Origin of the sequence: Calorimonas adulescens (assembly GCF_008274215.1) — a bacterium.
Lineage (GTDB): Bacteria > Bacillota > Thermoanaerobacteria > Thermoanaerobacterales > UBA4877 > Calorimonas > Calorimonas adulescens.
Map to the genome: position 1 here is coordinate 109,073 of NZ_VTPS01000005.1, position 15,174 is coordinate 124,246.

Sequence of the window (15,174 nt, forward strand, 5' to 3'; positions counted from 1 at the left end):
AGGCAAGGCTGCCATTTAATAAACCTCAGGATTATTTAATATCCAACCTGTATCCTTAATTGATGCTTCTGCCCTGACCTCTATCAATATGCTGGGGAATATATTGTCCCAGTCCTCTTTTGTCTGTTCCCAGACCACCGGGTTGGTGTGTTCCAGTACTTTTTCAAAACCCAGGAAATCCACCCTCTGTTCCTGTGCCTTTTCTACAATGCTGGTAATATATGTTTCAATACTCTTGCCTACCTCATTGTTTATCTCGTACATTATGGTTGGGTCATTTGCAAAATCAGGGTATAATGTACTCTGTTCAACATATCCAGTAACTTTAACATTTATCATATAGACCAGACTGTTATCCCTTACGATTGGTTTTATGACTGTCCTTCCCTCCTCTATACCCACATTTACCGTAGCTCCGCTTGAAGGGAGTCTGGTTACTATATCGGTACTCTTAACCCTTCCAAACAGCCAATTACACGCCACAGTATCCCCCTCATCCAGCATACCTATAAGTTTTCCATCCTTGTATATGCTTGCACCGTAAACCCTCATCACCTCCTTATCCCCGTCCTTATCCAACCTTATGCGTCCCATCAAAGCTGCATGGGGAAGAGCCTCTATATTCTCCAAAAATTTGTTCAACTGCACCGCATAAAACTTAAGGCTATACTTTGAGATATCCCTTGTTATATGCACTATAGCAAATGCTGGCATGGTATCATATTCAAAGTTTGCCTCAAGTACATCTTTGGCTCTACCATCTACTGTAAACATCCACGGAGTAAGAGTATATTTAGGGTCCCTCTTGAAGAGGTTTACCAGCTCGGTTATCCCCTCTCTACCCATATCTTCTCCTATCAGAACAGCCTGAATATGACCCAGAAACGGAACCCTGGAGGACTTTATATAGGCGTCTTTTACAGCCAATTCCACACTATCGCCAGTGCCAGAAACTGTGATTGTCTCGTTGCCCAAGGACAGGCTTTCACCTCTGCCTTTTCCCATTTTAGGCAATTGAAAAGTCACTTCATATCCTCCTGTCCTCACATCCTTATCAATACCAAAAAGGAGTACCATATTGTAATTCTCTATAGGCATTGAACACCCGTAACTTAACATATTCAATACTAAAAGAAAAAAAATCAAAAATTTTTTCACCGTCTCACTACACTCTCCTTTATAATACTTATAATAAGCAGTAGCAGTGGGAGCCCAAACAGTACTACAGGATAAACGATAGGGGTCCATATCCTTGACGGGAATACAAGGACCTCACTAATGTTCTCCGGCAACATCGCAAGAAATATAACTATCGGTGACAGTACATACGCTATCACCTTATAATCCTTAAGCCCCAGCCACTGTCTTAATCCATCAACCGTTATAAAAAAATAAATGCTTAATTTAATAAAAACCAGTCCTGTCCACATGGCTATAGCTATCGCTTCCAATCTCTCCATGGACTGTGAAAGCTGAGCCTCTCTAAGAAGCATAAAGGTTGAAAATATGGTGGAGTCTACTCGTTCGCAGCTCATTGTCATTATCTCCATGGCAACAACTAAGCTCAAGCATATACCGCTTACTAATATTGCTGTCTGATTGTATTTCATGAGCTTCTTATTATCGCTCACATAGGGTATAATCATAAGGGCTATGATATCCTCAGCCAAAAATGAGGCACTGATAAATGAACCTCTGACTGCCATCCCTATGTCATGGGGAATAATGGGTTTTATATTCAATGTATTGATGTTTTTTACCGGCATAATAAATAAAAGCAATATAAATATAACCAGAAACAGCATAACCACATCACTGCAGATGCCTATGGTTTTAAGTCCTTTTAAAACAGCGTACAGAATAAGCACCATGGTCAGAATCAAAATGACAATCAATGGGACATTAACAGTCACAAAACTCTGAAAAGGCAGGGTAAACTCTCTCAATACTATCACCACAATACTGAGATATGTAAGGATAAACACTAACCCTACTACCTTACCTGCAAATTTGCCGACTATCTCCTGGCTGTATTCCACTACAGTCTTATCCGGGTATCTCAGCCCCAATTTCATCACTATATACCCTACCATCAGGGCCTGTAGTGTCCCTATCAGGACTGAAATCCATGCATATTGCCTGCTTACTTCTACCGTAGGTGAAGGATTTAAAAACACCGAAAGGCTTACAAGGGTATTTATCATAAGCCACATGAATCCTCTTGGACTTAAAGATACTCTTTTAGTGTCTCCTGTTTTATCCATTTACCTGCCCTCCCCTTTCTGCTTTATGTCCATCCTCTTCTTGTTTTCTGATTTTATATAATTGGGCCTGTATAGCATAGTCCATCGCGGCAGCCGTAATATAGAATCCTTGTTATCCCTTAAGTCAAATGGAGCCAACGGAGTAAGATATGGTACCCCAAATGATTCCAGTGAGGCCAGATGTGCCAATAACATTATGACACACCATGCAAAACCGTATATGCCAAGAAGCCCGCTTATTATCAAGACAGGATAAGGCAAAAGCCTCATCATATAAGATGCTGTATATGACGGAACAGCGTAGGACGCCAGTGTCGTAGCGGCAACAATAATAACCACAAAAGGACTGACCAATCCGGCGCTCACTGCAGATTGCCCTACAACCAGTGCCCCTACAATGCTGATCGTCTGGCCAATGGTACCTGGAAAGTGTATACCCGCTTCTCTTAAGATTTCAATCAGTATCATCAGGATCAGTATCTCAGCAAATGGAGAGAATGGTATAAAGGACCTCCCGCTCATTATGCTCAGGGCGAGTGTTGTCGGCGGCATTTCCTGATTGAATGTTACCACAGCAATATAAAATCCAGGAAGAAATATGGCAATAAATAGTGCTAAAATCCTTAAGACCCTTACTCCACTTGATATTATGCTGTTTTCATAATAGTCGTCCGGTGATTGTACAAACTCCATAAAAAGAAACGGGACTATCAGCACCACCGGTGTACCGTCCACTATTATTGCCACCTTTCCCTCTAATAGATTGGCAACAGCCTTGTCCGGTCTCTCGGTCGTCATAATTGTCGCAAATGGCGATAAGGGTGCATCACTTATAAATTCTGCAATATAGCTGGAGTCCACTATAGCATCTATATCTATCACCTTGAGACGTTTTTTTACCTCTTCAACGATCTTATTGTCGGATATTCCGTCTATAAAAGCGATAATAACGTTTGTCCTGCTGGATCTTCCAATTGTAAGCGGTTCAAAATGAAGGTTTGGGTCTTTAATATATCTCCTTAACAGTGTGACATTGGTAAGCATGGTCTCCGTGAAACCGGAATGTGGACCCTTGGCAATAGCCTCATTTTTAGGCTCGTCTATACTGCGTTCCTTCCATCCCCTGGTCTCACACATAATGGCCCTGTCAGAACCATCTATAAAGACAACTGTAGAACCGTTTAGTATATAGTTTATACATTCACTAAACTTGTCTACCTCACGTACATCATTGGCCGTTATCATGAACTGGCTCACATATTTGGAAGCTCCAACAGAATTAAACTTTTCCTCATCAACTTCCTTTAGCATAATTGGCCTTATTACATTAAGGTTGATAATCCTCTTATCAACCAACCCGTCAATATAGGCGACAGCGGCATAGGTATCTGCTTTTCCACCCAGTGAGAACTTTCTTGTTATGACATCAAAGTTTTCATTCAGGGTCTTCTTTACTTCTTTTATGTTGTTATCAACAGATTTATCTATCTTCTCATTTTTTTCTTCCGGATGTTTTTCTTGATTATTGTTTTTAAATAATCTGTCAAGTAGGGACATACATAAACCTCCATGCGATTTCGTCTATATGTTATTGTTTTCAAATTCTGCAGAATTTATTATTCAAACACTGCCTTAATATATGATACATAATTAGCCCGATTTTTATAATATGTATAACAAATTCTTTAAAAATGTGGTAAAATAATAAATAATAGGAGGAGGATGAACATGCCTATATACATTTATTATCCGATGCTTATATTTTCCAAGATGCCCTCATTTATAAGGACACCAATCATAAGGGTCATCCTGGAGTTTTATTTGAAAAAATACATCAAGCTTGAGGTTTATAACAAAGAAATACTGGAAGAAATGAAGGGAAAACCGGCATTATATATATGTAATCATTTGAGCAACATGGACGCCATCTTACTGAACAAGGTCCTCAAGAAGAATAGGGTTGCCTTTATAGCGGGGGTAAAGCTGACGAGAAACATCATCACCTACCAGGTAATGCAGACAGTGAGGACCATAAAAATAACCCCAAATACAGCAGATGTGGGGGCTATTAAGGCGGCTATAGATTATCTGAAAAAAGGTGGTTCAATACTTATATTCCCTGAAGGTACAAGGAGTCGGGTACGGTCCATGATAGAGGCAAAACCAGGGTTCGCTGTCATAGCCAGCAAGGCAAACGTGCCGGTAGTGCCAATAGGAATCGAAGGGGTGGATGACATATTCCCTATAAACGATAATGACATAGGAAAGGAATTTTTCAAGAAAAGAGGCACAGCAAAGATAACCATAGGAAAACCTTTCTATATAGATAAGCAGGGCGAGAACGAGGACAGAGACCAGTGGCTCAGGAGGATTACCAACGATGCCATGTACAGGATTGCTGCATTGGTCTCCCCTCGTTATCGTGGTGTATACAGCAAGGAGAATGCTAATTAGAATAGAGAAGTTCACCATCGGGAGTTACAACAAAACTCCTTATTTTTTTTAGATTTGAGTTTGCTTTCAGCTCATCCTCTAAATTATTGTTTGAAGAGGGATATCCTGTGTATATAACGCTTATTATCCAGGCTTTTTTATTATCAAAGTCTGCATATACATTGTATACCGGAAGGTAAGGGTCAAGATCCATTTCATTTGAGACAACCTCAAGGGAGTTGCCCATATCCAGTCCCTCTTCCATGGCTTTTTTCTCTATTACCTCTTCACATTCCCTCTTTATTTCAGGTATGGTGTCGGATATGTTATATATGCTAGAGAACTTTGAGATTTCATCAGGAGGATTTATCTTTATATTGTCTACGTCCTGCTTTGTATAATTGAGTATATCAAACCTTACAACTGGTGGATTGGTTTTTAGTTTTTGAATACCTCCCGTCTTGAGTTCAGTAAAGTATTTTTCAAGGGCCTCCGATTTAAAGATATTGTCTTTTTTTCCGCTAAGTAAAAATGTATTGGTAGACAGCCTTTCTATAACTATTTTTTCTGCATTGGCACCGCTCACTATCATCTTCATATCATGGTTTTCAACTGCTGTTTTCGTCGAGTTTCTTGAATCTTTGTTTATTATATTTGCAATTGTTGATATTTTTTCTCTGTCTGTTATTTTTTCCAGAATAACACTGTAGGGATAGCTTAGGCCAACCGTAATACTTCGGACATCTTCAGGTACTACAGACTGCTGAAAACCACATGATGACAGAAATATACTCAACAGAATTACTGTAAAAAGGATTTTCTTCACTCTGATTCACCCATCCTTTATTTTTTGAGCTTCAATATAGTCTTTTTCATTATTTATGTTGAAAAAGCAGTATTTGTTACATATATTATCATTATACCCAATATATAGAGTTTTTACCTTGTTAAAGAGCAGGGATATCTTTTTTTGCCCATTCCTTATCATGCAGTCAATTTCATCTATACAGGCCTTTGAGTATATTGCGCAGAGCGGTTCTAAGAGTTCGCCATTTTTTGGTACAACTATATCATACCCCTCAGCCATTTTTTGCATGTATCTTATCAGTCGTATATCTATAAAGGGCATGTCCACTGCAGTTATAAAGTTATACAGGTCATTGGAGGCAACCAGACCTGAGAGTATACCACCCAGAGGTCCAGTGTTACTATAGATGTCTGATACATATTTTACTTCATAGGGATATGTCTTAGAGGAAACTACAATAATCTCATTAAAAACTTCTTTTAAAATATTGATGCTGTTCCCAAGAAGGTCAGTCCGTCCCCATGGAAGCAGGGCTTTGTCCATACCCATCCTGGAAGCAGCACCGCCAGCCAGTATAATTCCTGCCATTACGGTATCCTATCGATAACTTTTTCATTATATCTGCCTGACAAAAACCACGTAAAAAGAAAGGCAAGGACGAGCCGCGGTATCAGCAGCAAAAACACATTTGCCCCCAACCTCGCCAGTATTATAGTATCCTCAATTACCGAATGGCATATCACCAAAAAGGTACATACAAGAAAAAAGTCTTTACGGCTTATTACACCTTCCCTGGAACATTGAATTATTACTCCTGCGCTGTATGACAGTCCAAAGACCATGCCCACAATAAGGGGAAAGGCAGATTGTTGCGACATGCCCATCTTTTTGACTACCGGTGCAAATATATCAGATGCTTTGTCCATGAGCTTCGTATCCCTCAGTATTTCCATGACAATCATCAGTGGGATTACCACCTCGGCGATCTTCAAGACCTGCATAATCCCGCCATAAACCCCATTATAGAGCGCTTGCAGCATGTTGTAACCCCCCTTAACCTACATTATGACATTAAGGATTATACCCATAAATGCGGCAATAGTTACTCTGGTTAGAACTATGGAGGTTATCGGTACACCAACTTTTTTCGTGACGGCCGTCTCATTGATAAGGCTGTGGCATATGGCAACCATCGTCCCAAGAATGGTAACCTCTTTTATCGAAAGACTTAACGCCGTCATAGCGCCTATTGCCGCATATACATTGACAAAAGCGCCAAGAACAAGGGCTATAGACGCTTCCCCGGGCAACCCAAATACCCTTAGTACAGGCGTAAGGATTTGTGAAAGGTATGGAAATAGTGGTGTGTATCTTAGTATAGTCACCAGGACATACACAGGAAATATTATTTCAGCCAGTTCCCACGTTGTCCTTATTCCATTTATGATACCTCTCTTTATTGTATCTACAGTCAATTTATAGCCTCCTTATGTTGACCCTGGCATCATATATGGCGGCCTGGCCTCCCAGGTCTGCTGTAGCAATCGGTGTAAGCCTGTTGACCCCATACTGACCCTCATATATCATGACAGTACCTACCGGTACAGCCCTGGAAGGCCTGGCCAGGCCCTCCAGCTCACCGGAGGGAGATGTCACAAGGACTTTATCCCCATCCAGTATGCCCATCTTTTCTGCCTCACCAGTATTAATATACACATATGGCAGGTCATAAATGCCTACGTAGCTCTGGGAATGCAGCGAGTCCTTTGGATGCGGTGTAATGAGACGATATGTATAACCCTCATCACCATCGCCTGCCCTGATATTTAAGTCAAAGTTTAAAAACTCAAACTTGCCGCTCTCTGTCATAAAGCCATCCTGCCATGGTATCTCCGTTGAACCCGGCGGCTCAATATACCCTTTTTTAATATCCTCCAAGGTGATACCATGCCTTTTCAACGGTCTTAAGGCCATCTCAAGCCATTCTTCAGATGTAAGGTGTGGAAAACCTTCCAGACCCATCCTTTCAGCTATATCTGCAAATATTTCCCATTCCGGCCTGGCCTCTCCTATCCTGTCTATAACCCTTTCAGCATAGTTGAGATATGTCCTGCTCATGGTGGTATATATAACGTCTTCCTCCTCTAAGAAGCTTGTCACCGGCAAGACCATGTCGGAAACTTCACACGTATCCGTCATAAAGAGATCCAGTGTAACCTTAAAATCTATCTTATTCAGTGCTTTTATAAGTCTTCCTGTGTCTGGTATCTGTCTCAATGGATTAGCCTTGGTGACAAACAGAGCCTTGACAGGAGGATCTGCCTCCTCAAGAAAAGTTGCCATCTCGCCCCTTAAAAACTCTCTCTTAGCGGTTGCCCTATCGGCAGCATAAAACCCATCATCTATATACCTGCTCATCAGCCGGTGAGAATAATTGACACCTCCGCCCCTTACACCCACATTTCCAAGGACAGCCCATAGAGCGTCAATAGCCCTGACTGCATTGCCTCCGCCTGCATGCCTCTGCATCCCATACCCTATATAGCATGTGGCAGGTCTATTCTCCATGAGGAGTCCGGCAATATTCAAAATATCCTCAGGACAAAGCCCCGTCTCATGCAATACCCACCCCATATCAAGTCTCTTTAGCAAACTTAAATATTTCTCGTAACCATTTGTCCTGTTGCTTATAAACCACCTGTCTTCTTTTCCTCTCTCTATTATTGTTTTGGCCAGGCCCAGAGCCAGCAGTGCATCGCTCCCAGCTTTTATGGAATAATAATAGTCTGCCAGCTTTGTACTGGCCGTCGCTATTGGGTCAATCAGCAGTACCTTGGCCCCCTTCTTCCTTGCCCTTTCTATAAAAGGCACCAAGTGAATATTGGTATATACAGGATTCCTGCCCCACAGCACAATCAGCTTTGAGTTTAGCATGTCATCAGGCTTGTGGGACAGGGGCATTCCAAAATCCATGGCCTGGGCACTGTTGCCTGCACCCCAGCACAGGCTGCCGGAGCACTCTGAAACGCCACCATAGATATTGAAAAACCTGTTGTCCAAGCTCCTTAAAAGTCCACCACTCCCGCTCTCATAGTAATGGGCCACGCTAAGTGTCGAAAAATTTCTCTTTATATAATCGAGTTTCTTGACAATAATATCGTAAGCTTCATCCCAGCTTATACTCACAAACTTCCCTTCTCTTTTCAGAAGAGGATGCCTCAAACGATGTGGGCCATATATCCTATCTGCCAGTGCCCTGCCTTTGGGGCATATGAAACCCCTGGTAAACGGATGACTTACATCACCGTCTATCCTCTTTATTATCCCATTTTCCACACTCACTTTAAATCCGCAGCCATCAAAGCAATCCAGAGGACATGCACTTCTGTATATCTCACTCATATATCCACCCTCATGCAATTAATTCTTACATTATAACTGACAACACTTGGTATATACACAACATCAGGAACAATCATCATAAAAGCCCAATATGATCATGAGACACATCTCCGCCTTGTGGCAGATCTTTGGATACAGTATTGTGTTCGTGGATATGTCCGCCGCTCCGTCTACAGGTTTGCAGAATAAATCGTCAATTTTAACAGGTATAAATTAATTATAACATTATAGCTATAATATCAAAAGCCTAAATATTGATAAAAAAATAACCATCAGTTCCAATCACTGATGGTTAACCTCGCCCACTTTATATGCCTCCTCAAAAGGTTGCGTAACCCTCTCCAGTATCCCATTGAGATAAGCAATTATAACACCGTAGTTTACTATGGGCACTCCAGCATACATTGCCCTTGATATCCTGTAGAGCATCTCTCTTCTATTAATCATGCAAGCCCCGCAATGGATTATCAGTTTATACCTTTTAAGGTCATAGTCCTCCGGCATATCCCGACCTGTCAGATAGTCATAATTAAGTTCACCGCCAATATAGCTGTTTAGCCATCTGGGTATCTTTACACGCCCTATATCATCACCTATGGGATGGTGTGTACATGTCTCCATGATAAGTACCCTGTCTCCCGGTCTCAAGCCATCAATGGCTTCGGTACCGTTTATCATAGTGTCGAGGTCGCCCTTGTACCTTGCAAACAGGATGGAAAATGACGTAAGCAGTATATCCAAAGGGGTGTCCATGGCCACCTGATGAAAAGCCTGAGAATCGGTAACCACCAACGCAGGTTTACTTTTAAGGTTCCTTAGCACATTGGGGTATTCGTCCTCTTTTACAACCACTGCTGATGCACCATGGTCCAGCACATCTCTTATGGTCTGCACCTGTGGGAGAATAAGCCTGCCCTTTGGTGCTTCCATATCTACAGGCACCACCAGGACCACTGTTTCCCCAGGAGACACTATATCCCCCAGTATAGTCTCTTCACACCAATCAGAAGGTGCATTCTCTATGATGAGCCTCTTTAGTTCGTTAATCCCCTCCCTCGTCTTAGAACTGACGGTTACACATGGTAAACCGGTATTTACTTGTATCTCCTTATCAGTAAGGTCTGCCTTGTTAAACACAATCACAACTGGTATCTCTTTTTCTTTTATCATATCCAGAAGCCTATGCTCATATATGCCCATGCCCCTCGTAGCGTCCACCACAAGAAGCACCATATCACTCTGTTTCAGAACCTGCATGGATCTTTTTACCCTGAGTTCGCCCAGTTCCCCCTCATCGTCAATGCCTGCAGTGTCAATGAGCTCGACAGGTCCCAATGGCAAGAGTTCCATCGCCTTGTATACAGGGTCCGTAGTTGTCCCAGGTGTATCGGATACAAGTGCTATATCCTGCCCTGTAAGGGCATTTATAAGACTGGATTTACCCGCATTCCTCTTCCCAAATATTGCTATATTGAGCCTCGAACCTCTTGGCGTATTGTTCATCATCACACCCTCCTAAAAATATAGATCTCTCTGCCCCTCCTCTATCAATTTCAGCCTATCCTCTGTCATCTGACGCACCTTAGGGTTCCTTATCTGACTCAGATGTTTTCTTATGGTGTCTTCGCCAACCCTCTTGGTCTCCTCAGATGCATAGTCCATAAGATACTCTTTGAAAGTAAGAATGGCGTTTGGCTGGCAGCAGTTCTGTATATTGCCACTCTTGGCTAACTTCATAAATCTGTCCCCTGTCCTAAACTTGCGGTAACAGGCCGTACAATAACTTGGCAGATATCCCTGTCTGCACAAATTCCTCAGAACCTCATCAGGTGCTCTATTATCTTCCACCTCAAACTGTGCTGTATCCTCATCGGATTCCTTGTCCTCATACTCCTTTTTATATCCGCCAACCCCCGTACATGAACCGGCACTTATCTGTGAGACACCAACCGACATTACCTCTTCGCGAAATCCCGGGTGCTCCCTCGTTGTAAGTATAATCCCTGTATAAGGGACAGCCAGCCTTATAATTGCAACCAGTTTCTTAAATTCCTTATCCGGTACCAGATATGGATATTCGGATATATTGACTCCCACAGCAGGCCTCAGGCGCGGTACAGAGATGGTATGGGGCCCGACTCCAAATGTCCTATCTAAATACATGGAGTTATACACAAGGCCCATCACCTCATACCTGTAGTCATAAAGCCCAAACAGCACACCCAGCCCCACATCATCTATTCCGCCCTCCATTGCCCTTATATGGGCTGTGGTATGATAGTCGTAGTCATGTTTTGGCCCTGCAGGGTGCATATATGCATATGTGGGCCTGTGATATGTTTCCTGAAAAAGCACATATGTCCCTATCTTTGCTTCTTTAAGCCTCCTGTAGTTTTCCACAGTGGTTGCAGCAATATTTACGTTTACTCTTCTTATATTGCCATTATCGTTCTGAACACTATAGATGGTTGATATACAGTCCAATATATACTCTATAGGACAGTTTACAGGGTCTTCCCCAGCTTCCAAAGCCAGCCTCTTGTGCCCAAGAACCTCCAAAACTCTTACCTCTTCTTTCAGTTCTTCCATGGTGAGTTTTTTTCTGCTTATACTGTTTTTATGTCCATACCCACAGTAGCGGCAGCTATTAACACAATAATTGCTCAAGTAAAGCGGTGCAAACAGTACTATTCTCCTGCCATATATCTTTTCCTTTATTTCTCTTGCTACATTATATATTTCCTCCAGCAGTTCCTCATCCTCCACATAAAGCAAAGCCGCCACTTCTACCGGTTCTAAGCCTTTTGCTTCCCTCGCCCTGTCTATTACTCCAAGGATATCTGCTCTTGTAAAACCTCTTCCCCTATTGAGATTGTCATTTATCTTCTCGTCATCGATAAAATCAGCTTTCAGCTCATCATACATACGGCATTTCCCCTTCTTAATGATTTGGGACTCTCCCCATAGCCGGTCGATACCTTCCTGCCGATGGAGTTTATAATTCCTTCTATGCAGTGCCTGCAGGCCTCGGGCCTCTCGCCTGTACATATCTTGCTCGGGTATATCTCGTACAACCTTCTGTAATTCACTGGCATCACATTGGGCATAACCACATTAGCTCCTGCCATCAACCCCTTTTGCCTCCCAAAACTATCCAAACTTCCCAGTGCCGTTGTTGCTGGAAGGTTCACCAGAGGGTTTACAAGCCTTGTCACAGCAAGCACTTTAAGCGTCTCTTCCACAGTGCCTGATGGAAACCTTCCAAGAGGCGTATTTGGATTGGAAATAAAAGGCCCTATGCCTATCATATCCGCATCCATTTCTCTGAAAAAGATAATGTCCTCTGCCAGTGTCTCCACATTCTGCCATGGAAGCCCCACCATGTTACCCGTACCCAGCTCATACCTCAATGACTTTAAATCCTTCTGGCATCTTATCCGGTTTTCATAGCTCATGCCGGGATGTAATTTTCTGTACAGCTCTCTATTTGATGTCTCCTGTTTGATAAGATACCTGTCTGCCCCGGCTTCTCTCAAAAGCCTGTAGTCTTCAAAGTCCCTTTCACCTATCGACAGTGTTATCGCCACATCTACCCTTTCCTTTATCCTCTTTATCACATCACAAAGGAGTCCTGTAGTATAAAAACTGTCTTCCCCAGACTGCAGTACTAAGGTTTTATATCCAATACTGACGGCGTACGCGGCGATATCTACAATTTCTTCAGGCATGAGCCTATAGCGGGTAATGTTCCTATTATTTTTTCTCAAACCGCAATAGAGGCAGTTCCTCTCACAAAAGTTGGAAAACTCTACTATACCCCTCAGGTGGACATAATCTCCAAAAACAGCCTTTCTTATCCTGTCTGCAGTTTGAAAAAGGGCATCCATTTCATCCTTCTCTGGTTTTAAAAGAAAGATCACCTCTTCCTTGGTAAACCTTGCACCATTTAAAGCCTTTTTCAGCATGTCATCATATTCAGCTCTCATCATATCACCTATTTCGTTATAGCAGTCTTTACATGCACCCCTGGCAAATTGCCAAGCTTGCCGGTAAGAGCACCTATCTCGTCAGTGGTTCCATCTATTATCAAAGAAATGACAGAGACACCCCTTTCCCTGTATGGAATTCCCATTCTTCCAACTATAATATGGGCATACATGCTTAGAATGTTATTTAATTGACTGGACACAGGTTCCCTATTGTCCACTACGATTCCTATGACCCCTATCCTCGTCTCCATAATATCCCCCCGAAAAACAATAATAGCCTATCCACCGGATAGGCCAACTTTCATACTTTTGACTTATCCCCTGGGACTCAGGTCTTCCCTTGTCTTCAGGCTCCACGCTTCAACCTCCGGCTCAGGTTTCCCCTTGCCATTAGTTATTGATTTGATAATAACATAACAAACATTAAAAGTCAATATTCATACACCATGTGCATTTTTCTATGGACCACAACAAAAAGCCAGCAATCAATGAGTCAAGCCCTTCTTTACGCTGTGCAAATTGTTTTTCATCTAATGCACCGGATAATATTTCGACTCTTATAAACTGTGTAACTCATTTAAAAGTTTTTCAAAACCGCTGTAATCCAATGACTGCTCTCCATCGGACAACGCTCTTTCAGGCTCAGGATGCACCTCCACCATTACACCATCCGCCCCGCATGCAATCGCTGCCTTGGCCATTGAAATTACCATGCTCCTCCTGCCTGTGCCGTGGCTTGGATCAACTATAATTGGATACGGTGATAGCTCGTGCACTGCAACTACCGCAGACAGATCCAAGGTATTTCTCGTGTACGTCTCAAAGGTCCTTATGCCCCTCTCACAAAGGATTACGCCCCTGTTACCTTCATTTACAATATACTCAGCCGCCAGGAGCCATTCCTCTATCGTAGCAGACATTCCCCTCTTTAAAATCACAGGCTTATCCTGCCTGCCAATTTCCTTTAAGAGTGAGTAATTTGCCATATTCCTTGAACCCACCTGCAGCATATCACATACCTCATACACCACCTCAACCTCCCGAGGGTCCATAACCTCACTTACCACATATATGTCATAAAGGCTTTTTGCCTTCTTGATTATTTGCAGCGCTTCATTTCCAAGGCCTTGAAAGGAGTATGGAGATGTCCTCGGCTTATAAGCCCCACCACGTACAAGCCTTATACCCTTACTATATAAAAATTCTACCTCATCTATAAATGTTTTTTCCCCTTCAATTGAGCATGGACCAGCAATCACAACAGGCTCTTTGCCTATACTAATGGCTCCAACCTTCACCACATTTTTATTCATAGTGTATTACTCCCATTCTTAGCTTTGATCTGATATAATTATATCATAATCCAAAAGGGTTTAGGTCTTTGGAGTCCTGTGAAATCTATATTAAAATAAAACTAGCATTATCAAGACATATCAAAAAATATGATAAAGACCACTGCATAAAATTTCCGATACTATTATTTTAATATCACAATTGAATTAATTTTACGTCGAAACTTGTAACACAATTGTAACATTTTTTTAAGATTTTATTAACCTTTTTGAGAAAATGATATGTTAAGATGAATATGTAATAAAAAGTCAGTCTCCATACCAAAATCTGCCTGATAGCATGCCAAGGCCCCAGTGCATCTATCAGGCAGATTTTTCGTAACCCTCAGCAAGATACGGAGCAGGAGTTTCATCAGATGGAGAACCTATGTATAAACGATTCTATTAATTGCTCATAAAAGTTTATAAAATAAATAAATGATACCAAGCACAGGGTGATTATATAAAGAAAAGAGGCAATAAAATTTAGTAATACAGAAGAAGATAATATATATAAGATTGACTATGGCAATAATATTGAAAGAGAAATTAAGCTAATTGAGGATGCCCTTATAGAATGTTCAACAGCTTTAGAATATCCTGCTGAATGAACAGCATTGGAGCTCCCAGGAAACGACCAGTATATATTCAGAATTCGTTTACACTGCTTTCAGCTCTATCAATGACGGTAATGACCCTGCTGTACGTACCGTGTGCAGCTACTATCGCAACAATTAAGCAGGAAACAAACTCAACAAAATGGGCTGTATTATCTGCAGTATTATGTCTTTTATCTATTTTTAGACATATACAGAGAGCATTATCCAATGATAAATAATATTATTATGTAGTATATTCAGTTTGTATAACTACCATAAAGGCTGACTTGAGACCTGAGCAAAATGAGCTCTATTTTGAAAGTCGCCAAAAAATTACACTATAGAAAG

At 41.7% G+C, this 15,174-nt stretch carries 14 protein-coding genes; 1 reads left to right on the plus strand and 13 read right to left on the minus strand.

The features are described from left to right. Positions 1-15: 15 nt before the first annotated feature. The 3 genes from FWJ32_RS04850 to FWJ32_RS04860 are packed head-to-tail and all read right to left on the minus strand — an operon-like array spanning position 16 to position 3,821. Positions 16-1,248 (minus strand): Ger(x)C family spore germination protein, encoded by a 1,233-nt coding sequence (locus tag FWJ32_RS04850; protein ID WP_149544846.1) that lies wholly within the window; start codon positions 1,246-1,248, stop codon positions 16-18. Further along, a complete protein-coding gene (locus FWJ32_RS04855) occupies positions 1,155-2,264 on the minus strand; it encodes a GerAB/ArcD/ProY family transporter (RefSeq protein ID WP_149544847.1) in 1,110 nt (369 codons plus the stop codon). The genes FWJ32_RS04850 and FWJ32_RS04855 overlap by 94 nt, the downstream gene beginning before the upstream one ends. Next, the gene (locus FWJ32_RS04860) at positions 2,265-3,821 is read right to left on the minus strand and encodes a spore germination protein (RefSeq protein ID WP_149544848.1); all 1,557 of its coding nucleotides are present in this window, start codon (positions 3,819-3,821) and stop codon (positions 2,265-2,267) included. Positions 3,822-3,992: 171 nt separating this feature from the next. Between FWJ32_RS04860 and FWJ32_RS04865 the strand changes: the two genes are divergently transcribed. Next, a complete protein-coding gene (locus FWJ32_RS04865; protein ID WP_162523511.1) occupies positions 3,993-4,718 on the plus strand; it encodes a lysophospholipid acyltransferase family protein in 726 nt (241 codons plus the stop codon). On the opposite strand, the gene FWJ32_RS04870 is transcribed toward FWJ32_RS04865, so the two are convergent. The 10 genes from FWJ32_RS04870 to aroF form a co-directional block, all read right to left on the minus strand. Next, the gene (locus FWJ32_RS04870) at positions 4,711-5,523 is read right to left on the minus strand and encodes a hypothetical protein (RefSeq protein ID WP_149544850.1); all 813 of its coding nucleotides are present in this window, start codon (positions 5,521-5,523) and stop codon (positions 4,711-4,713) included. The genes FWJ32_RS04865 and FWJ32_RS04870 overlap by 8 nt on opposite strands. Before the next feature lie 6 nt (positions 5,524-5,529). After that, positions 5,530-6,093 (minus strand): molybdenum cofactor guanylyltransferase, encoded by a 564-nt coding sequence (gene mobA / locus FWJ32_RS04875; RefSeq protein WP_149544851.1) that lies wholly within the window; start codon positions 6,091-6,093, stop codon positions 5,530-5,532. After that, positions 6,093-6,545, minus strand: coding sequence for a nucleoside recognition domain-containing protein (locus tag FWJ32_RS04880; protein WP_149544852.1), 453 nt, complete (start codon positions 6,543-6,545; stop codon positions 6,093-6,095). Before FWJ32_RS04880 ends, mobA begins: the two co-directional genes overlap by 1 nt. 18 nt (positions 6,546-6,563) lie before the next feature. Continuing rightward, positions 6,564-6,980 carry a nucleoside recognition domain-containing protein gene (locus FWJ32_RS04885; RefSeq protein ID WP_149544853.1) on the minus strand — a complete coding sequence of 139 codons (417 nt, stop codon included), beginning with the start codon at positions 6,978-6,980 and terminating at the stop codon, positions 6,564-6,566. Between the two features lies 1 nt (position 6,981). Then, a complete protein-coding gene (locus FWJ32_RS04890) occupies positions 6,982-8,907 on the minus strand; it encodes a molybdopterin-containing oxidoreductase family protein (RefSeq protein ID WP_149544854.1) in 1,926 nt (641 codons plus the stop codon). 282 nt (positions 8,908-9,189) lie between these two features. Beyond that, positions 9,190-10,410 carry a [FeFe] hydrogenase H-cluster maturation GTPase HydF gene (hydF, locus tag FWJ32_RS04895; protein WP_149544855.1) on the minus strand — a complete coding sequence of 407 codons (1,221 nt, stop codon included), beginning with the start codon at positions 10,408-10,410 and terminating at the stop codon, positions 9,190-9,192. Positions 10,411-10,422: 12 nt separating this feature from the next. Continuing rightward, positions 10,423-11,832 carry a [FeFe] hydrogenase H-cluster radical SAM maturase HydG gene (hydG, locus tag FWJ32_RS04900; protein WP_149544856.1) on the minus strand — a complete coding sequence of 470 codons (1,410 nt, stop codon included), beginning with the start codon at positions 11,830-11,832 and terminating at the stop codon, positions 10,423-10,425. Further along, positions 11,817-12,896, minus strand: a complete 1,080-nt coding sequence (gene hydE / locus FWJ32_RS04905; protein WP_476727223.1) for a [FeFe] hydrogenase H-cluster radical SAM maturase HydE — start codon at positions 12,894-12,896, stop codon at positions 11,817-11,819. Before hydE ends, hydG begins: the two co-directional genes overlap by 16 nt. A 5-nt stretch (positions 12,897-12,901) precedes the next feature. Then, positions 12,902-13,147 (minus strand): TM1266 family iron-only hydrogenase system putative regulator, encoded by a 246-nt coding sequence (locus tag FWJ32_RS04910; RefSeq protein WP_149544857.1) that lies wholly within the window; start codon positions 13,145-13,147, stop codon positions 12,902-12,904. Between the two features lie 306 nt (positions 13,148-13,453). Further along, positions 13,454-14,209 carry a 3-deoxy-7-phosphoheptulonate synthase gene (gene aroF, locus FWJ32_RS04915; RefSeq protein WP_149544858.1) on the minus strand — a complete coding sequence of 252 codons (756 nt, stop codon included), beginning with the start codon at positions 14,207-14,209 and terminating at the stop codon, positions 13,454-13,456. Positions 14,210-15,174: the final 965 nt, after the last annotated feature.

What these genes read in the sequence shown, in the direction of transcription:
- FWJ32_RS04850 (WP_149544846.1), bottom strand. Translation starts at nt 1,248, where the DNA reads ATGGACCCCTATCGTTTATCCTGTAGTACTGTTTGGGCTCCCACTGCT.
- FWJ32_RS04855 (WP_149544847.1), bottom strand. Translation starts at nt 2,264, where the DNA reads ATGGATAAAACAGGAGACACTAAAAGAGTATCTTTAAGTCCAAGAGGA.
- FWJ32_RS04860 (WP_149544848.1), bottom strand. Translation starts at nt 3,821, where the DNA reads ATGTCCCTACTTGACAGATTATTTAAAAACAATAATCAAGAAAAACAT.
- FWJ32_RS04865 (WP_162523511.1), top strand. Translation starts at nt 3,993, where the DNA reads ATGCCTATATACATTTATTATCCGATGCTTATATTTTCCAAGATGCCC.
- mobA (WP_149544851.1), bottom strand. Translation starts at nt 6,093, where the DNA reads ATGGCAGGAATTATACTGGCTGGCGGTGCTGCTTCCAGGATGGGTATG.
- FWJ32_RS04880 (WP_149544852.1), bottom strand. Translation starts at nt 6,545, where the DNA reads ATGCTGCAAGCGCTCTATAATGGGGTTTATGGCGGGATTATGCAGGTC.
- FWJ32_RS04890 (WP_149544854.1), bottom strand. Translation starts at nt 8,907, where the DNA reads ATGAGTGAGATATACAGAAGTGCATGTCCTCTGGATTGCTTTGATGGC.
- hydF (WP_149544855.1), bottom strand. Translation starts at nt 10,410, where the DNA reads ATGAACAATACGCCAAGAGGTTCGAGGCTCAATATAGCAATATTTGGG.
- hydG (WP_149544856.1), bottom strand. Translation starts at nt 11,832, where the DNA reads ATGTATGATGAGCTGAAAGCTGATTTTATCGATGACGAGAAGATAAAT.
- hydE (WP_476727223.1), bottom strand. Translation starts at nt 12,896, where the DNA reads ATGATGAGAGCTGAATATGATGACATGCTGAAAAAGGCTTTAAATGGT.
- FWJ32_RS04910 (WP_149544857.1), bottom strand. Translation starts at nt 13,147, where the DNA reads ATGGAGACGAGGATAGGGGTCATAGGAATCGTAGTGGACAATAGGGAA.
- aroF (WP_149544858.1), bottom strand. Translation starts at nt 14,209, where the DNA reads ATGAATAAAAATGTGGTGAAGGTTGGAGCCATTAGTATAGGCAAAGAG.